The organism is Serratia sp. CY71090 (genome assembly GCF_052166845.1).
GTDB lineage: Bacteria > Pseudomonadota > Gammaproteobacteria > Enterobacterales > Enterobacteriaceae > Serratia > Serratia nematodiphila.
Genome location: NZ_JBJNOA010000001.1, coordinates 382,985 through 401,978 on the forward strand (window position 1 = coordinate 382,985; position 18,994 = coordinate 401,978).

General features: G+C 62.5%; 15 protein-coding genes. 9 read left to right on the forward strand and 6 right to left on the reverse strand.

Features of this window, described 5'->3' with window-relative positions; all coding sequences use genetic code 11:
- Window positions 1-40 precede the first annotated feature (40 nt).
- The 5 genes from ACJ8OK_RS01835 to ACJ8OK_RS01855 all read left to right on the forward strand — a co-directional run bounded on the left by ACJ8OK_RS01835 (window position 41) and on the right by ACJ8OK_RS01855 (window position 5,598).
- Window positions 41-1,438 (forward strand): MFS transporter, encoded by a 1,398-nt coding sequence (locus ACJ8OK_RS01835; protein ID WP_442530353.1) that lies wholly within the window; start codon window positions 41-43, stop codon window positions 1,436-1,438.
- A 142-nt stretch (window positions 1,439-1,580) separates the two neighbouring features.
- Complete coding sequence (locus tag ACJ8OK_RS01840; protein WP_033632606.1) at window positions 1,581-2,411, forward strand: alpha/beta fold hydrolase; 831 nt, start codon at window positions 1,581-1,583, stop codon at window positions 2,409-2,411.
- A gap of 9 nt (window positions 2,412-2,420) precedes the next feature.
- Complete coding sequence (locus ACJ8OK_RS01845) at window positions 2,421-2,846, forward strand: DoxX family protein (protein ID WP_004928622.1); 426 nt, start codon at window positions 2,421-2,423, stop codon at window positions 2,844-2,846.
- A complete protein-coding gene (locus tag ACJ8OK_RS01850; RefSeq protein ID WP_154871071.1) occupies window positions 2,839-4,449 on the forward strand; it encodes an MFS transporter in 1,611 nt (536 codons plus the stop codon). The genes ACJ8OK_RS01845 and ACJ8OK_RS01850 overlap by 8 nt, the downstream gene beginning before the upstream one ends.
- Before the next feature lie 96 nt (window positions 4,450-4,545).
- A complete protein-coding gene (locus tag ACJ8OK_RS01855; RefSeq protein WP_033632609.1) occupies window positions 4,546-5,598 on the forward strand; it encodes an NAD(P)H-dependent flavin oxidoreductase in 1,053 nt (350 codons plus the stop codon).
- A 105-nt stretch (window positions 5,599-5,703) separates the two neighbouring features.
- Here ACJ8OK_RS01855 and ACJ8OK_RS01860 read toward each other — a convergent pair whose 3' ends face one another.
- The 5 genes from ACJ8OK_RS01860 to ACJ8OK_RS01880 all read right to left on the reverse strand — a co-directional run bounded on the left by ACJ8OK_RS01860 (window position 5,704) and on the right by ACJ8OK_RS01880 (window position 14,223).
- Window positions 5,704-7,086, reverse strand: a complete 1,383-nt coding sequence (locus tag ACJ8OK_RS01860) for a serralysin family metalloprotease (protein WP_442530354.1) — start codon at window positions 7,084-7,086, stop codon at window positions 5,704-5,706.
- Window positions 7,087-7,587: 501 nt separating this feature from the next.
- Window positions 7,588-8,874: an alginate export family protein gene (locus ACJ8OK_RS01865; RefSeq protein ID WP_317528527.1), complete on the reverse strand. Its 1,287-nt coding sequence runs from the start codon at window positions 8,872-8,874 to the stop codon at window positions 7,588-7,590.
- Between the two features lie 44 nt (window positions 8,875-8,918).
- Entirely contained in the window at window positions 8,919-9,818 is a 900-nt protein-coding gene (locus tag ACJ8OK_RS01870) for a VOC family protein (protein WP_250133149.1), read from the reverse strand.
- A 525-nt stretch (window positions 9,819-10,343) separates the two neighbouring features.
- Entirely contained in the window at window positions 10,344-12,539 is a 2,196-nt protein-coding gene (gene katG / locus ACJ8OK_RS01875) for a catalase/peroxidase HPI (protein ID WP_442530355.1), read from the reverse strand.
- A 259-nt stretch (window positions 12,540-12,798) separates the two neighbouring features.
- Window positions 12,799-14,223: a coniferyl aldehyde dehydrogenase gene (locus tag ACJ8OK_RS01880; protein ID WP_260952629.1), complete on the reverse strand. Its 1,425-nt coding sequence runs from the start codon at window positions 14,221-14,223 to the stop codon at window positions 12,799-12,801.
- 199 nt (window positions 14,224-14,422) lie between these two features.
- On the opposite strand from ACJ8OK_RS01880, the gene ACJ8OK_RS01885 reads away from it, so the two are divergent.
- The 4 genes from ACJ8OK_RS01885 (at window position 14,423) to ACJ8OK_RS01900 (ending at window position 18,102) form a co-directional block, all read left to right on the forward strand.
- Window positions 14,423-15,253 carry an alpha/beta fold hydrolase gene (locus ACJ8OK_RS01885; protein WP_338909772.1) on the forward strand — a complete coding sequence of 277 codons (831 nt, stop codon included), beginning with the start codon at window positions 14,423-14,425 and terminating at the stop codon, window positions 15,251-15,253.
- Between the two features lie 66 nt (window positions 15,254-15,319).
- Window positions 15,320-16,255 (forward strand): NAD-dependent epimerase/dehydratase family protein, encoded by a 936-nt coding sequence (locus ACJ8OK_RS01890; RefSeq protein ID WP_442530356.1) that lies wholly within the window; start codon window positions 15,320-15,322, stop codon window positions 16,253-16,255.
- Between the two features lie 246 nt (window positions 16,256-16,501).
- Window positions 16,502-17,377, forward strand: a complete 876-nt coding sequence (hchA, locus tag ACJ8OK_RS01895; protein ID WP_060559881.1) for a glyoxalase III HchA — start codon at window positions 16,502-16,504, stop codon at window positions 17,375-17,377.
- The gene (locus ACJ8OK_RS01900) at window positions 17,374-18,102 is read left to right on the forward strand and encodes a PA1136 family autoinducer-binding transcriptional regulator (protein ID WP_311266008.1); all 729 of its coding nucleotides are present in this window, start codon (window positions 17,374-17,376) and stop codon (window positions 18,100-18,102) included. The genes hchA and ACJ8OK_RS01900 overlap by 4 nt, the downstream gene beginning before the upstream one ends.
- Here the strand turns inward: ACJ8OK_RS01900 and ACJ8OK_RS01905 are convergent.
- Window positions 18,099-18,989: a LysR substrate-binding domain-containing protein gene (locus ACJ8OK_RS01905; protein ID WP_082996611.1), complete on the reverse strand. Its 891-nt coding sequence runs from the start codon at window positions 18,987-18,989 to the stop codon at window positions 18,099-18,101. The genes ACJ8OK_RS01900 and ACJ8OK_RS01905 overlap by 4 nt on opposite strands.
- Window positions 18,990-18,994 lie beyond the last annotated feature (5 nt).

Below are 18,994 nucleotides of genomic sequence, written 5' to 3' on the forward strand. Positions count from 1 at the left end.
GCTAGCATAGAAAGTCATCAAAAATGTTAATGCGAGGTTAATGGTGAGTGAATCTGTAGCGGCGTCGCCGATCCATGCGCGGGATTTGGCGGCCAGAATCGACGCCTTGCCCGCGTCGGCCGGCCTGTGGCGCTTTATCATTCTGCTGTCGCTGGGCGGCTTTTTCGAACTCTACGATCTGTTCCAGACCGGCTATATCAGCACTGGCCTTATCGCCGACGGCATTTTCCACACCGGCGCGCAGGGCGTTTTCGGCGTGTCGGATCAGGCGGCCTTTGCCTCCGCCACCTTTCTCGGTCTGTTCGTCGGCGCCAGCCTGCTGAGCCCGTACGCCGATCGCTTCGGCCGGCGCGCCACCTTTATGTTCGCCCTGATCTGGTATGGCGCCTTCTCGCTGCTGTTGGCGTTTCAACAGCAGGCGGAATGGGTGATCTTTCTGCGTTTTCTGGTGGGCGTCGGGCTCGGCATCGAGTTGGTGACCATCGATACCTACATGACGGAGTGGGTGCCCGCGCACTTGCGCACCCGGGCTTTCGCCTTCGCGTTCTTCGTGCAGTTTCTGTCGGTGCCGGCGGTGGCGCTGATGTCCTGGTGGCTGGTGCCGCAGACGATTTGGGGGCTGAGCGGCTGGCGCTATGTGGTGATTGCCGGCGCGCTGGCTTCGCTGGTGATCTGGCTGGTGCGCAAGGGGCTGCCGGAGTCGCCGCGTTGGCTGGTGCAACAGCGGCGCTATGCGCAGGCCCGGCAGGTGATGCGGGACATGGAGCGGCGCTGCGGCGTGGCGGCCGCGGACTTCCCGTCGCGCCCGGTGGACGATGCCGAGGGAGCGCCGCTGCGCGGCCGCTTTCGCGACATCTGGGCGCCGCAATATCGCGATCGCACGCTGATGCTGGTAGTGATGAATTTCTTTCAGGCCATCGGCTTCTTCGGCTTCGGCAACTGGCTGCCGGCGCTGCTGTCGGGCAAGGGCGCTTCGGTCACCCACAGCCTGCTGTACGCTTTCTTTATCACGCTGGCCTACCCGCTGGGCTCGCTACTGTGCAGCTTCTACGCCGACAAGATGGAGAACAAGTGGCAGATCGTGTTGTCCTGCCTGGTGACGGTGATCTTCGGCTCGCTGTTCGCACTGCAGAACAACCCGCTGTGGCTGATCCTGTGCGGTTTCTTCATCACCTGGTCCAACGCCTGGCTGACCTACAGCTACCACTCTTACCAGTCCGAGATCTTCCCGACCCATATCCGCGCCCGCGCCGTCGGTTTCTGCTACTCCTTCAGCCGGCTGTCGACGGTGTTCAGCAGTATCATCATCGGCATTATCTTGCAGTACGGCGGTTCGCTGGGGGTGATCGCGTTTATCGTCGCCAGCATGCTGATCGTGATGCTGGTGATCGGGCTGTTCGGCCCAAAAACGCGCGGTATCGATCTGGAAAACATCTGACGTTTTGCGCCGGCGGCGACGCCGGCTTCTTCAGCAAAAAAACTCGCGATCATGCGAAAATTATTCCGTTATCACTGCCTTTACGCCTGCCGTACTGTTAACCCGTACAAAATCCAATTCGATACCGAGCGGGGAACACGTCATGAGCACCCTTACCGCGCCCGATGGCGCACGCATTTTCTATAAGGATTGGGGCCGCGGCCAGCCGATCCTGTTCTCCCACGGTTGGCCGCTGTCCGCCGACGCCTGGGACAACCAGATGCTGTTTTTCGGCCAGAGCGGATTCCGCGTGATCGCCCACGATCGCCGCGGCCACGGCCGTTCGGAGCAAACCTGGCACGGCAACGACATCAACCAATACGCTGACGATCTGGCCCTGCTGATCGAAACGCTGGATCTGCGCAATCTGATCCTGGTCGGCCATTCCACCGGCGGCGGCGAAGTGGCGCGCTACATCGGCCGTCACGGCAGCGATCGGGTGGCGAAGGTGGTGCTGGTCGGCGCCGTACCGCCGCTGATGCTGCAAACGCCGGTCAACCCTGAGGGTACGCCGATGGCGGCCTTCGACGGCATTCGCAGCGGCGTGGCGGGCAACCGCTCGCAGTTCTTCAAAGATTTGGCGGTGCCGTTCTATGGCCTCCACTGCGACGAGGTGGAGAGCAATGCGGGGCTGATCGACCACTTCTGGCTGATGGGCATGCAGGGCGGCGTGAAAGGGCAGTACGAGTGTGTGCGCGCGTTCTCCGAAGTGGATTACACCGCCGACCTGCTGGCGATCGACAAGCCGACGCTGCTGGTGCACGGCGACGCCGATCAGATCGTGCCGATCGGCGCCTCGGCGCTGAAAGCCGCTAAGCTTATGCAACAGGCGGAGCTGAATGTTTACGCCGGCGGTTCGCACGGTTTGGCGCAGATCGATCCCGATCGCTTCAACGCCGATCTGCTGGCCTTCATCCAAAATTCGCCGTTTTAAGGGGGCGCGATGAACCTGACTGCTATCGCCGCCCGCTGCGCACAGCGGCTGCATGCGCCTGTGGTGCGCTGGCTGCTGCTGCTCGCCATTTGCGCCGCCTATATTCAGGGCGGGTTGGTCAAAGCGCTGAACGTCGAAGGCGCGGTCGCCGAGATGAGCCACTTCGGCCTGCAGCCGGCGGCGCTGTTCGCCGTGCTGGTGACGCTGCTCGAACTGGCGGCGTCGGCGCTGATCCTGAGCGGCTTTTATCGCTGGCTCGGCGCGTTGGCGCTGGCCGGTTTTACCCTGATGGCGACGCTGATGGCCAATCCGTTCTGGCAGTTCGACGGGGCGGAGCGCGGCCAGATGATGAACGGATTTTTTGAACACCTTGGGCTGGCCGGCGCGCTGTTGCTGGTGGCATTTAACGATTTGAAGGAGCGAACAGATGGCTGAGCAGACGGAAAACAAGGCGGCGGCGGGCGGCTTCGCGCCGCTGAAAATCCCATTATTTGCGGTGCTGTGGGGTGCCACGGTGCTCGGCAACGTCGGCAGCTTTATGCGCGACGTCGCCAGCTCGTGGCTGATCACTGACCTGTCGAGCAACCCTTCGGCAGTGGCGCTGATGCAAACCGCCGCCACGCTGCCGGTGTTCCTGCTGGCGATCCCGGCCGGGGTGCTGTCGGACATTCTCGATCGGCGGCGCTTTCTGATCTTCGTGCAAATTCTGCTGGCCTGCGTGAGCGGCAGCCTGCTGGTGCTGTCGCAGACCGGTTCGCTGACGGTGGAATATTTGCTGGCGCTGACGTTCGTCGGCGGCATCGGCGCGGCGTTGATGGGGCCGACCTGGCAGGCGATCGTGCCGGAGCTGGTGCCGCGCGCCGAGCTGAAAAACGCCGTGGCGCTGAACTCGCTGGGCATCAACATCGCTCGCTCCATCGGCCCGGCGGCCGGGGGGCTGCTGCTGGCCAGCTTCGGTGCCGGCGCGGCCTACGGCGCGGACGTGATGAGCTATGTGCTGGTGATTGCGGCGTTGCTGTGGTGGAAGCGGCCGAAGGCCGAAGACAGCGGCCTGTCGGAGCACTTTTTCGGCGCCTTCCGCGCCGGCCTGCGCTATGCCCGCTCCAGCCGCGAGCTGCACGTGGTGCTGCTGCGGGCGGCGGTATTTTTCGCCTTCTCCAGCTCGGTCTGGGCGCTGTTGCCGCTGGTGGCGCGCCGCATGCTGGGCGGCAGCGCCGGCTTTTACGGCGTTTTGCTGGGGGCGGTGGGCGCCGGGGCGATCCTCGGGGCTATTGTGCTGCCGCGCCTGCGTCAGCGGCTGAATGCCGACGGGCTGGTGTTGCTGGCGGCGGTGTTGACGGCGGCGGTGATGGCGGCCCTGTCGCTGGCGCCGCCGCAGTGGCTGGCGGTGGTGCTGCTGTTGGTGCTGGGCGCAGGCTGGATTATCGCGTTGACCACGCTCAACGGTGCGGCGCAGGGCGTGCTGCCCAACTGGGTGCGCGGCCGCGGCCTGGCCATCTACCTGATGGTGTTCAACGGCGCGATGGCGGCGGGCAGCCTGCTGTGGGGGCTGGTGGCGCAGGAGCTGGGCGTGGCAGCCACGCTGCTGGTCGGCGGCGTCGGCCTGTTGGCGGCGGGGCTGCTGTTCCACCGCCTGCGTCTGCCGACCGGTGAGGCCGATCTGCAGCCGTCGAACCATTGGCCGGAACCGTTGGTCAACACGCCGGTCGAAAACGATCGCGGCCCGGTCATGATTCAGGTGGAGTACCGCATCCGCGAACAGGATCGGCCGCAGTTCTTGCGCACGCTGCTGATGCTGGAGCGGGCGCGCCGCCGCGATGGCGCTTACGCCTGGGGTATCACCGAGCATACCGGCGATCCGGAATGCATCATGGAGTGGTTCCTGGTGGAGTCCTGGGCGGAGCATCTGCGGCAGCACCAGCGGGTGTCGCACGCCGACGCCGATCTGCAGCAGGAGGCGCTGCGCTTCCATATTGGCCCGGAGAAACCGGTGGTGCATCACTTCCTGTCGTTGGACAGGCGGCAGGTGAAGCATTAACTGCACGGCCAGGCGGTGAGAAGGTGCTATGCTTTTGGTCGGTTCGGCGGCGCGGCCGCCGTAAGACGAATGTAGTCAGTACAGGGAGACACATTGATGACGGCACCTTCTGCTTTTGCCCGCGAGCTTGGGCTGCGCTATCCGATCGTTCAGGGGCCGATGAACGGCGCGTCGCCGCCGGCGTTGGCGGTGGCGGTGAGCAACGCCGGGGCGCTGGGATCGTGCGCGGCGGCGCTGTTTTCACCGGCGGTGATCCTCGAACGTGTGCAGCAGATCCGCGCGCAGACCGCCGCGCCGTTCAACATCAACCTGTTTCTGCTCAATGAGCAGCACCCGGATCTCGCCGAACTGAAGCGCGCCCAGCACCTGCTGCGGCCGTTCCGCGAAGCGCTGGGGCTGAGCGAGCCGCCGATCCCCACTCAATTCGCCGAAAACAACCGCGACCAGATCGCAGCCTTGCTGGAGGCTGCGCCGCCGGTGGTCAGCTTCACCTTCGGTGTGCTGCCGCGCGCCACGGTCACGCAGTTCAAGAAGGCCGGTTCACGGGTGATCGGCACCGCCACCACGGTGGCGGAAGCCCGCGCCTGGGAAGAGGCGGGCGCCGACTTCGTTTGCGTCTCGGGCTCGGAGGCGGGCGGCCACCGCCCGACCTTCCTCGGCGATATCGAACAATCCTGCGTCGGGCTGATGGCCCTGCTGCCGCAGGTGGTGGCGGCGGTGAAAATCCCGGTGATCGCTGCAGGCGGCATCATGAACGGGCGCGGCATCGCGGCGGCGCAATTGCTGGGCGCGCAGGCGGCGCAGCTCGGCACCGCGTTTCTGTGCAGCCCTGAGTCGGGCATCGCCGAAGCCTGGCGGGCGGCGCTGAGCAACGCCGGCGATGACAGCACGCGCCTGACGCGCGCCTTCAGCGGCCGCCCGGCGCGCGGCATCGTTAATGATTTCATGCGGCAGATGCGCGCGGAAGAGGCGCAGATCCTGCCTTATCCGGTGCAGAACGCGCTCACCGGCGATATCCGCCAGGCGGCGGCCAGGGCCGGGCGCGGGGAGTTTATGTCGCTGTGGGCCGGGCAGGGTGTCGGTCTGGCGCGGCCGATGCCGGCGGCGCAGCTGGTCGCCACCCTGGCGGCGGAGCTGGCAGCGGTGTGACCTCGTCTGCGCGATTTATTGCTGTGGCAATGTAAAAAGACGCCGGGGTGAGGCCTGATAAGAGATGAACAGTCCGGCGTTCGCGCCGGACTGTTGGTTTCTTGGCTAGACGAGAATATCGGCGGAAGCGTCGATATGCCCAACGATTTTAACCAGGAAATCAGGTGATTGATTGCCGGAGAGATTGATGGCCAGATCGGTGAGATTCTGCTGCGCGTCATAATTCAGCGCCGCTTCATACAACGAGCCGCTTAAACTATCCACGAAGTGCAACTCGCCCCCCTCGGCCTTAGCCGTCTGGTTGAGCCACGACAGGTCGATTTTATCCACCGCCGTCTGGAAATCGCGGATCCAATCCGGCGCGGCGGCTTGGCTGTCGCCGGTTTCGCGGAAGACGAAGGTGTCCGCGCCTGCATCGCCCCAGAGCTGATCGGCGCCGCCGGCACCGTAAATGATGTCGTTGCCTGCACCGCCTTTTAGCGTATTGTTCAGCGCGTTGCCCACAAGAATGTCGGCGCCGCTGCCGCCGATGATATTTTCAATCTGCGCGCCGTAGGCGATGGCGATATTCGCCTTCAAGCCGCCTACATCAGAGAATGCGCCTTCGTTAATGTTGATGCGCTGATCCTGGCTGTAGCCTGAAAAATCCAGCGTGTCATTGCCGCCGGCATCCCAGATAGCCGCCACGATTTTGTCCGTGGACGCTTTAACGCTCAGAAAGTCTCTGTCCGTATTCGAGTTGAAACCATAGGTGGTATCGCCGGTGCGCGTGGTGGTATTCGCGCCGTAAAGCTTCTGTATGGCGGTAATATCATCCAGCTGCGGTCCTGATGGCCAAACGCCTTTATAGTCAGCGCTGGTGTATTGTTCGTTAAAATAGCTCATCAAAGAATATTGATGGTCGTCTTCATAATACTTCGCCGAGTTGGCGTAGGTGGGGTAGGTGGCATTTGACGCATCATAATTGCCGGGATGAGAAAGCCCCAACGCATGCCCTATTTCATGGGTAAGCGTATCCCTGGCGTAGTTATTGGTTTGCGGATTGGAGGCGTCGTAGCCGTTATTACCGCTGATCCAAATGGTGCTTTTGAGATTGCTCTGCGTACTTTCATACGAGGTGTAATTGCCCCCGCTGGCCGCCTTATAAAAACCAAACTTTATATCTGCATTTTTCGCGTCGTTGCCTTTAACCTCGGTGAACGTGATGTTGGCCACATCCGACCAGGATTGCAATGAAAGCTTGGTTTGGGTTTGCTGAGCGGCGGTAAGCTGTGCGGCGCCCGTCTTGTCGCTGCCGGTATAGACGGGGAAAGAGTAGGTCAAGGTAGCCGCATGGTCGGTCACGCCTTTGCCATTGGCGGAATAATGGCTCCTCAGCAGCAGATCTGAAACCTCTTGCGTGGTATATGACGGTTTACTGCTCTCCGCGTGATCGCCTCTTTCATAACGGGTTAAATAATCGGAAATCTTATCGGTAGCTAATGACATATCAAACTCCTTTGGACGTTGACAATATTGCACCTAACGCTCTATATGCTCGTACACAGGTTTGAAAATCAGGGGTAATTAATGTGATATCATTGGCTTGCCTCCTTGGTCTGGCTTGAATATTGCGTTCAAGCGGAATATATCCTTATCATTAATCACGGTGAGGAATTAATTGTGCACTGCGATTGAGTTAAAGCAGTATAAACACAATTATTTTATTAATGAGTTATTCTTATATGAATCTTTTACATAAGATATGAGTAAAAGACTTGTTTAAATAACTCGTTGGAATTAAATCTTTATTTAATATTTCTCTGTAATCGGCGCGCGGCATTGGCGTTGCTGATTTATCTTTCTGTTTTTCCAGCTTTTTATCTGTGAAATGCGGTGAGTAGCCGCCATTGCCGTAACGCATAGAGGCGGCCGCACGCCGGCTGTCGTCATTAATCGGATACGGGATTATTGAGGGCGCCCGCGTACACCGATTAACTTGCCTGATGCTTAAAAACTGTAGGTGCCCTGCGCCAGCACGAAGTTCATATCTTTCAGCCCGGCATGGTGCTGCAGGCTGTGGCCGACGTCGAAGTAGACGTAGGCCACCTTGAACTGGAGATCGCTTCTCGGCGTCCAGGTGGTTTCGACCTGGTACTGGTTGCCGATAAAGCGCGATCCCTGTTCGCTGCCTTTCACCGGGCGCATTGGCCCGAGATAGAAGGCGTCCTCGCGGCGTTGCCGCCATAAGGCGTCCCAGCTGAAGTCGATGGCCAGGGTTTGCCACGGCGTAATGGTGACCGAAGGATGGATGGCGATCAGGTTAGCCGGCGCCACCAGCCCGTTTTCGGTCAGGTAGGGCAGCTTGGGGTACATGGCGTTGAAGGTGTTGAGCTGCCCATCGTGACCGTTTTTGTCGCCGCTGGCGATGCCAATCTTGCCGCCGAAGCGCGGCCGCCAGCGCCAGTCGCTCACCGTATAGCCGGCGTGCGCCGACGCCGACCAGGCGCGGATATCGCGCTGTTCTGCGCTGCCGAACTGCCAGGCAGCTTCATTATCCCAGTCGAACCCCCGCGCTGCGCCGAAGATGCGTGCGCCGACGGTATAGCGCCGCTCTTGCCCGCTAAGCTGCGCGTAGTGGGCGTCGTTATCCTCAAAGCCAAAGGTGTAGAGATCGAGCGAGGACGCCAGCGGCGTCAGCGGCGTGGTGCCGTACAGTCCCCACACCTTTTGGCTGTTGTCGGTATCGTCGTCGAAACTGCCGGTTTTAAGGGTGACGGGATGGCCGATAAAGGCGTCGAGGCGGTTTTTATCCTTGACCCAGCTGGCGCGGATAGCATCGAAGGAACGGCGCACGTTGGGGCCGTCGCGGGTGCCCAGCAGGTGCAGCGAGCCCAGCGCAATCTCCTGGCGGCCGACCCGCAGGGTGCCGAGGCCGTAGGCAGTGGGCAGTTTCATATCTACATAGCCCTGCCCGAGGTAGGCATGATCTTCGTCGGTCGGCTTGCGCCCGCGATCGCGCGGCGTGGCCAGCGACGATCCCACTTGCACATAGGCGCCGAAATAGTCGCCGTAGTCGAGGCGCGCGCCAACCAGCAAGCGCTGCATGAAAGTGTCGTCGCGTCCGCCGCTCAGATCCCGTTGATCCGTCCATTCATAGCGCTCGCGCAGTGAACCGTCGAAAGATAAGGTGGCCGCATCGCCCAACGGGATGTTTTTCCAGGGGGAAGCGGCGGGCTCCGCCGCCAGAGCGGGAAGCGTGGAGAACAGCAACAGTGCGGGTAACGTGCGTTTCATCATGAATATCCGAAGAAAAAAGCGCGCCGCAGCGCGCCTTGGGTTTATTTGGCCGTCTGGTGAATTTCGGCGATGTAGCCGCCGGGGAAACGCACCAGCGCCGAGGCGCGGCGTTCCGCCGCCGTCGAACGCCACAGCACCTGCGCGCCGCTGGCCGTCGCTTTGGCCAGCGTGGCCTGCAGATCCTCGACGCCATAGCCGGTGCGCTCATGGCCGAACGGATAAGGCAGATGCCCATCAGTGACGAAAATGCGCGTTTTGCCAAAACGCGAGTCCAGTTCGATCTGGCGGATCTTGCCGTTATCGTTGCGGCCGATCGCCGCATCGCTGACCTGCTCGTCGCGCACGACTTTGCCGTGCGAGAACGTCTGATAGCTTTTCAGGAAGTCATCGACGCGGTAAGCGGAGAGATACAGGCGGTTTTCCGGCACGCTCAGCAGCGGCTTGTAGTTGGGCGCCTTGGTGTGCCAATAAAGCTGCATGTTGACGCCGCCGGGCCATTGGATCACCGCGTCGCGCCCAATCGGATCGTCGAAGGGGGCGACCAGCACATCGGCGCCGGCGGCCCTGGCCTGCCGGATAGCGGCGTCCATATCCCTGACCAGAAAACCGTTGCGTTCGACGCCGAACGGGTACGGGATCGGCGTTTTGAAATCGAACACCGAGAAGCTGCCGGCCGGCGTCAGTATCAGCTGGGAATAGGTTTCGCTCGACGTCGGCGTGACGTTGACCAGCACGCGTTCAGTGCGGGTGCCGCCGAAGGTTTTCAGGATGCTGTCGACAAAGGCATCCATCTTGCCGCGTTCGACGTAGACATGGGTGGTGTCATATTGCGGCCCCACGGCGAGAGATGCCGTATCGGCCGCCCATGATACGGCAGGGAGCAGCAGCGCAAGGGCCGATATCCTCAGCCGACGAGAAGAAATACCGATAATGTGTTGCATGATGACCTCCAGGTAGCGGTTATTTTCCTGAGTGCAGCGTAATTTCCTATGAGCTTTCCCGTCGGCTGAAAAATAAAAGCTAAAAACGCAACGCGCGTGATGAAACGCTAAATAGGGGCGAAGTTCTGACGCCCCGGCGAATATGGCGCAGGTGCAGAACATTTATTCTTATTGGCGTAAACGGTGAGGCACCGGGCCAGCAGGCCCGCTATCGCTAAGGGACGGCGCTGATAATGCGGCCCGCCTCGTCGCGTGTTGAAGTGAATTGAGGATAATCCATAACGGTGTTCTCCTTGCTGGGATATATCGTATTAGCGCGCTGAATTTACGTTCTTCATTGCCCTCTCAATATAAATACAGCATTAAAAGAATTGCCGCCCATCAAATTTTTATATGACTTGTTGAGTAAATACGAATAAGCGGGGAAATAAAGTATAACGGCGCACGCCGTGGCCGGCGTTGAGGGGCGGCGGTGTGGATCTCGGGAGGAAAAACGGCCTGCCGAAGCAGACCGTTGCGGGGAGTTTACGCCAGATCGAAGCGATCGAGGTTCATCACTTTGTTCCAGGCGGCGACGAAGTCATAGGCGAACTTCTCTTGCCCGTCGGCGCTGCCGTAGACTTCGGCCAGCGCGCGCAGCTGCGCGTGCGAACCGAACACCAGATCGACGCGGGTACCGGTCCATTTGACCGCGCCGCTGCGGCGATCGCGGCCTTCGAACAGGCCATCCTCACCCACCGGGTGCCAGGTGGTGCCCATGTCGAGCAGGTTGACGAAGAAGTCGTTGGTCAGCGCCTGCGGGCGATGGGTGAACACGCCGTGCTGCGTGCCGCCGACGTTGGCGCCGAGCACCCGCAGCCCGCCGACCAGCACCGTCATTTCCGGCGCGGTCAGGGTCAACAGCTGAGCCTTGTCGACCAGCAGCGTTTCGGCCGGCACGCGGTATTTGCCCTTCAGGAAGTTGCGGAAACCGTCGGCGAGCGGCTCCATCGCCTCGAAGGAGTCCACGTCGGTCTGTTCCTGCGAGGCATCCATGCGGCCTGAGGCGAACGGCACCGTCAGGGGCAAGCCGGCGTTCTTCGCCGCCTGTTCCACGCCCGCCGCGCCGGCCAGCACGATAAGATCCGCCAGCGAGACGCGCTTGCCACCGGTTTGCGCATCGTTGAAGGCGCGCTGGATGCCTTCCAGCGTGGCCAGCGTCGCGGCGAGCTGCGCAGGCTGGTTGACCGCCCAGTCCTTCTGCGGCGCCAGGCGAATGCGCGCGCCGTTGGCGCCGCCGCGTTTATCGGAACCGCGGAAGCTCGATGCGGAAGCCCAGGCGGTGGAGACCAGCGCGGACACCGGCAGGCCGGAGGCCAGCACCTTGCTTTTCAGCGCGGCGATGTCCTGCTCGTCGATCAGCGGATGATCGACCGCCGGGATCGGATCCTGCCAAATCAGCTCTTCCTGCGGCACTTCCGGGCCGAGGTAGCGCGCGCGCGGCCCCATGTCGCGGTGGGTCAGCTTGAACCAGGCGCGGGCGAAGGCGTCGGCCAGCTCTTCCGGGTGCTCATAGAAGCGGCGCGAAATCTTCTCGTAGGCCGGATCGAAGCGCAGCGACAGGTCGGTGGTCAGCATGGTCGGGCGGCGCTTCTTGTTGGGATCGAAGGCGTCGGGAATGGTTTCGCCGATGTCTTTCGCCACCCACTGGTGCGCGCCGGCCGGGCTTTGGCTCAGCTCCCATTCGTATTCGAACAGGTGGCGGAAGAAGTCGTGGTTCCACTGGGTCGGGGTGGTGGTCCAGGTCACTTCCAGGCCGCTGGTGATGGCGTCTTTGCCGACGCCGGTGCCGAAGGTGCTGTGCCAGCCGAGGCCCTGCGCTTCCAGCCCGGCCGCTTCCGGATCGGCGCCGACGTGAGACGCCGGGCCGGCGCCGTGGGTCTTGCCGAAGGTGTGGCCGCCGGCGATCAGCGCCACGGTTTCTTCGTCGTTCATCGCCATGCGGGCGAAGGTTTCACGGATGTCGCGCGCGGCGGCCACCGGATCAGGGTTGCCGTCCGGGCCTTCCGGGTTGACGTAGATCAGGCCCATCTGCACCGCCGCCAGCGGGTTTTCCAGATCGCGGTCGCCCGAGTAGCGACTGTTCGGCCCGCCGCTCAGTTCCAGCCAGATCTTCTCAGACCCCCAGTAGACGTCGTCCGGCTCCCAGGTGTCGGCGCGGCCGCCGGCGTAGCCGAAGGTTTTGAAGCCCATCGATTCCAGCGCCACGTTGCCGGTCAGGATAATCAGATCGGCCCAGGAGAGGTTGCGGCCGTATTTCTGCTTGATTGGCCACAGCAGGCGGCGCGCCTTGTCGAGACTGACGTTGTCCGGCCAGCTGTTGAGCGGGGCGAAGCGCTGTTGGCCTTCGCCCGCGCCGCCGCGGCCGTCGCCGATGCGGTAGGTGCCGGCGCTGTGCCAGGCCATGCGGATGAACAGGCCGCCGTAGTGGCCGAAGTCCGCTGGCCACCATTCCTGCGAGTCGGTCATCAGGGCGTGCAGATCCTGTTTGACCGCGGCCAGATCGAGGCTGTTGAAGGCATCGGCGTAGTTGAAGTCTTTATCCATCGGATCGGACAGGGGGGAGTGCTGATGCAGCGGTTTCAGGCTGAGCTGATTAGGCCACCAATCCTGATTGGTGGGGCCGTTCTGCGGTGCGGGCTGCTTGCCGCCCGAAAACGGGCATTTGCTTTCAGTTGTCATAATGCGCTCTCTGCTTCCGTAAAGATGCTCCAGCCGCCGGGCGTGGAGCGGTTAACAAGGCATGCGGGTAAGGCTTGCGTCGGGTGTTGCGCTAAATAACTGAACTCAATCGATTTACGTCACTCCCGTCGCCAACGGACAAAGGGTGACTCATGGCTAAGCTTAGTCAGCGGCGGCGGAGAGATAAAATAGGAATGAGTGAATATTGTGATAGCTTGCGGCGATTCATGACTGTGCTATTGATTGTCAGCACACCGCTTTATCGGCGCCGCAACATGAACGTGAGCACCGCGTCCGCCAGTTTGCCGAACGGCGCGCGCAGCAGGCCGGTAAAGTGCCAGCGGCTCTGGATGAAAACGCCCTTGGCGTGGCTCAGCGCCCGAAATCCTTCGATGCCGTGACAGGCCCCCATGCCGCTGGGGCCGATGCCGCCGAACGGCAGATCGTCCTGGGCGAAGTGCAGCAGGGTGGCGTTGACGCTGACGTTGCCTGAGGTGGTGTGCGTCAGCAGCCGATCCTGCTGCGCGCCTGCCGGGCCAAAGTAATACAGCGCCAGCGGGCGCGGCCCGGCGTTGATAACGTCGATCGTTTCATCAAAGGCGACGTAGGTGCGCACCGGCAGCAGCGGCCCGAAGATCTCTTCTTGCATGATCCGGCTGTCGTCGGGGGCGCCGACGATCAGCGTGGGGGCCAGGGTTTTCGGCCGTTCAGACGCCGAGTCCGGGCGATGGCCGACCGGAATGATTTGCGCGCCCCGCGCCTGGGCATCGGCCAGCAGGTCTTGCAAACGCTGATAGTGCCTGTCGCTGATGATGGCGCCGTAGTCGCTGCCCGTCGGCCCTGTGGGGTAAAACGCTTTGACCGCCGCGTCGTAGAGCGCAATGAAGTTCTCCACATCGTTCTGATGGATCAGCAGGTAATCGGGCGCGATGCAGGTTTGGCCCGCGTTCGACAGCTTGCCGAACGCCAGGCTGTTGACGTCTTTGGCGGTGAGCGCGCCGGGCGCCATGACCACAGGGCTCTTGCCGCCCAACTCGAGCGTCAGCGGCACCAGATTTTTAGCGGCCGCCTGCATGACCTGACGGCCGATCGCCGTACTGCCGGTGAACACCAGATGGTCGAACGCCAGCTCGCTGAATCTGGCCCCGATCTCCGGCCCGCCGGTCACCACGGCGATCTCGTCGGCGGGAAACTGCGCCGCCAGCATCGTCTCGATGAGCTGGCTGGTATGCGGCGTGAGCTCCGAAGGTTTCAGCATCACGCGGTTGCCGGCGGCCAGGGCGGTGGCCAGCGGGATGAAGGTCAACGATAAAGGGTAGTTCCACGGCGTCATGACGCCGATCACGCCCTTGGGCTGATATTGCACATAGGCGCGCGCAGCCTGGTACGGCAGGGCGACGTGGCGGCGCTCCGGCTTCATGAAGCGTTTCAGGTTGCGCAGCAGGTAATCGATCGCCTGCACGGTGACCAGAATCTCCAGAATGTCGGTCTCGTAAGGCGAGCGGTGGCCGAAGTCCGCGCTGACGGCCGCCGCCAGCGCGCCGCGCTGGGCCAGAATGGCGCTCCGCAAGCGGCGCAGGGCGGCCTTGCGCTGATCCATCGTCGGCGCGCCGTCGCGCAGGAAGGCGTGGCGCTGGGCGGCAAGCCGTTGCTCCATCGTCGTGGCGGTGTCATCTCCTTGCACTTGAATACTCCTGATGCCGATCGAAAGCGGGAATGCGGTTTGCCGAATTGGGTTTGACCTTAAAGTGAGCTTTAAACCTATACTCGTTAAACGATCAACGCAAGATCGTCGGCCAGCCGGGATGAGGGAGCCAGAGATCCCGGCGCCGCGCGCAGTATAAACCTTCTTTTTTAACCATAGTGTAAATGGGAGAAACGACATGGGTTATGTAACGACCAGCGATGGCGTCGAGATTTTCTACAAGGATTGGGGCCCTAAAAACGGCAAGGTTATCTATTTCCACCACGGCTGGCCGCTGTCCAGCGATGACTGGGATGCCCAGATGCTGTTCTTCGTGAACCAAGGGTTCCGCGTGGTTGCGCACGATCGCCGCGGCCACGGCCGCTCCAGCCAGGTGTGGGAAGGGCACGACATGGACCACTACGCCGATGACGTCGCCGCGGTGGTGAAACACCTCGGCGTACAGGGCGCGATGCACGTGGGCCACTCGACGGGCGGCGGCGAGGTAGTGCGCTATATCGTGCGCCACGGCGAGGACAAGGTGTCCAAAGCGGTGTTGATCAGCGCGGTGCCGCCGCTGATGGTGAAAACGGACAGTAATCCGCAGGGCACCCCAAAATCGGTATTCGATGATTTCCAGGCGCAGTTGGCCGCCAACCGGGCGCAATTCTATTACGACGTGCCCGCCGGCCCGTTCTACGGCTATAACCGTCCGGGCGCCAAACCGTCGGAGGCCATTATCTGGAACTGGTGGCGCCAGGGCATGATGGGCGGCGCCAAGGCGCACTATGACGGCATCGTCGCCTTCTCGCAGACCGATTTCACCGAAGATCTCAAGAAGATCGCCATTCCGGTGCTGGTGATCCACGGCGACGACGATCAGGTGGTGCCTTATCAGGATTCCGGCGTGCTGTCGGCCAAGCTGGTGCAAAACGGCACGCTGCATACCTACAAGGGCGCGCCGCACGGCATCCCGACTACCCACGCCGATCAGGTCAACGCCGATCTGCTGGCGTTCGTGAACAGTTAAACGCGAACAAGCACTTTGCTCCGCCCTGAGTGGGCGGGGCTTTTTTCATTGCGATGAGGAACGCCAATGCAAACGATCCTGGGCGCCAGTGGCCAGATCGCCCAAGAGCTGGCGCGTGAACTGAAGCGCGCGTACACCGATGATTTAAGATTGGTCAGCCGCAACCCGAGGAAGGTCAACGACAGCGATACGCTGGTTGCGGCCGATCTGCTCGATGCACAGCAGACCCTGACGGCGGTGAAGGGCAGTGAGGTGGTGTATTTCGCCGCCGGCCTGCCGCCGGATTCGGCGCTGTGGGAGCGGCAATTTCCGACCATGCTGCAGAATGCGCTGGACGCCAGCCGTACCGCGGGCGTGCCCTTTGTCTATTTCGACAATACCTATATGTATCCGCAGAACGGCGAGCCGCAGACGGAATCGACGCCGTTCGCGCCTCGGGGGCGCAAGGGACGGGTGCGCGCTCTGATGACCGAGAGGGTGCTCGACGAGATGAAGCGGGGGCAGATCCCCGTGCTGATCGGCCGTGCGCCCGAGTTTTATGGGCCGGGGAAAACGCAGAGCTTCACCAATGCGCTGATCGTCGACAGGCTGAAAGCGGGGGAAAAACCGCGCGTGCCGGTTCGCGATGACAGGCTGCGCACGCTGATCTGGACGCCCGACGCCAGCCGCGGGTTAGCTCGGCTCGGCAATACGCCCGACGCGTTCGGCCAGACGTGGCATCTCCCGTGCTGCGACGAGCGGCTCACCTATGCGCAGTTCGCCGCCTTGGCTTGCGAGGTGTTTGGGAAGGACATTTCATATTCCGTTATCGGCAAATGGGCGTTGATCGCCGCAGGGCTGTTTTCGTCCGGGGCGCGAGAGATGCGCGAGCTGCTGCCGCGCTACGAGCACGATAACCTGTTCGACTCGACCAAGTTCAAACAGCGTTTTCCCGATTTCGCCGTCACGACGTATCGCGCCGGGCTGGAAACGATTTGGCAGAACGCGCAAGCGCGACGTTAAGGCATCTGTCGCGCCATGAGCAGGCGCATTCGGCACCCTGTCATCACTCTGCCCTCATGATCCTCTCACACCGTCTCGATCGGCGCGAGCGAGCCTCGTCCTTCTCCGGGCGGGGCTTTTTATTGGCTATGGTACCCCGCTTGAGCGCCGCCAGCGCGAGGGTGATTGAGGGATATCCCTCATTGCGGCCCTGCCGGCGGTTATTTAAGCTGAATGGGCAATGCAACGGTGAATATGGAGATAATCATGACTGATTCAGTGTCCAACGATCGTAATCCCACCCCGGATGTGGCGGAAGACAACGCGTTTTTCCCATCCCCTTACTCCCTCAGCCAATACACCTCGTCCAAAACCGACTTCACGGGCGCCAGCTACCCGAACGCCTATCGCGGCGGCAAGTGGAAGGTGCTGATGATCGCCTCGCAGGAGCGCTACCTGCTGATGCAAAACGGCAAGTTCTTCTCCACCGGCAATCACCCGGTCGAGATGCTGCTGCCGATGTATCACCTGGATCTGGCCGGTTTCGAGATCGACGTCGCCACGCCGTCCGGCGATCCGGTGAAGCTGGAGATGTGGGCGTTCCCGCATGAAGATGAAGCGGTCAAGGCCACCTATGAGAAGTACCGCAGCCAACTCAAGCAGCCGAAAAAGCTGGCGGAAGTGGTGAAGGATCTGGATGGCGGCAACTACCTCGGCGTTTTCATTCCCGGCGGCCACGGCGTGCTCAACGATATCCCGTTCAGTGAAGAGGTGAAAAAGACGCTGCACTGGGCGCATGACCACGATCGCTACGTGATCTCGCTGTGCCACGGGCCGGCCGGTTTGCTGGCGGCGGGCATCGGCGAGAGCAAAGACGATTTCCTCTATCGCGGCTATGAGATGTGCGTGTTCCCGGACTCGCTTGATACCGGCGCCAACATCGATATCGGCTATATCCCCGGCCCGATGCCCTGGCTGGTGGGCGAACGCCTGCGTGAGTTGGGCGTTAAGATCGTCAACGCCGACATCACCGGCAAGGTGCATAAAGATCGGCGCCTGCTGACCGGCGACAGCCCGCTGGCTTCCAACAACCTCGGCAAACTGGCGGCAGAAACGCTGCTGGCCGACGTCGCCGCGCGATGAGCGACGAGATCGCGCAGCGCGCTTTCCAGACGGCGTTGGCGATGGACCACGTGCGCACCTTGTCCGCCATTCAGGGGCGGGTTCGCGCCTTCGCCGCGCCGTTCGGTTTCAACCGCTTTGTGCTGTTTTCCGCCTCCGCGGTGGCGGAGGCGGGGATCGAGCATATCTACTGGGTCGAGGGCGACTGGTTCGGTGAGGGGGAGGCGGTCGATGCGTTGACCTACGTGCGGCACTGCCCGGTGACCCGGCACATGCTGCGGGCCGCCGAACCGTTCTTCTGGACCAAAACCCGGGCGCAGCAGGGCGAGCGCTACCGGATTGTGCGCACGCCGCGCGGCGCCGGTCTGCACGGCGTGCAGATCCCGGTATTCGGCCCCGCCGGGTTGGAGGGGGCGGTCAGCCTGGGGGGCGAGCGCATCGACGCCTCGCCGCCGGTGCGGCTGGCGCTGTCGCTGGTGGGCGCGGCGGCTTTTCTGGCGGTGCGGAGGCTGTTCGAACCTGCTGCCGGTGAGGGGGAGGGCCGGCTGTCGGCGCGCGAGCGCGAGGTGCTGAGCTGGACCGCCATTGGCCGGCGGCAGGCGGATATCGCCGCGATGCTCGGCCTGTCTGAACGCACGGTGGAAAACCACCTGCGGCGCATTCGCCAACGTCTCGGCGCCGCCACCACCGCGCAGGCGATCAGCGTGGCGATCCGCCTGGGAGAAATCGCCCCCGAGAGCCGTTAGCCCGCCGCCATTTGCCGCAGCAGCCACGCGCGCAGCGCCATGATATCGGGGCGCTGCGCGGTCTCCTCGGTGGTCATCAGATAGTAGTTGGCGCCGGGCAACGCCATCTCGAACGGCGCGGCCAGCACGCCGCGCTGCAACAAATCGCGCGCCAGCAGCCGGCTGGCGATCACCACCCCCTGGCCCGCCACCGCCGCCTGCAGCGCATGGGTTTCGTCACTGAAGGTCAGCCCGGCTTCCACGTTCAATCCTTCCGGCCCGTAGCGCCGCCGCCAGTTCTCCCAGGTCGGCGAGTCGGCGGGCACCTGCCGATGCTCCACGTGAAACAGCGTCACCCGCTGCAAATCTTCGATGCACTCCAGCGCCAGCGCCGGGCTGGCCACCACGATAAAGCGATCCTCATGCAGCAGGGTGCAGTGCAGATCGCTTTCCGGCGTTTCGCGGTAGCGGATGGCGACGTCCACGGTGCGCTGGCTGAGATCTACCCGCTCGACGCTGGTGTGCAGGCGCAGATCGATGGCGGGAAACTCCGCCTTGAAATCCGCCAGGCGCGGCACCAGCCAGTGGGTGAGAAAGTTGGAGGTGGTGGTGACGGTCAGCGCCGGCGGCTGCCGGGCGCGGGTGATTTGGGCGACGGACTGCTCCAGCGCGGCGAAGGCGCGCTGGGTGCCGGCATACAGGATCTCGCCAGTCTCGGTCAGGCTGACGCCCTGCGCGCTGCGCTCGCACACCCGGCATGCCAGCACCGACTCCAGCAGTTTGATCTGATGGCTGATCGCCGTTGCGCTGACGCCCAGCTCCTCGGCGGCCAGTTTGAAGCTGCGGCAGACGGCCACGGCGTGGAAAGCGCGCAGCGCGCCCAGCGGCGGCAAACGGGTTTTTCTCATGACTG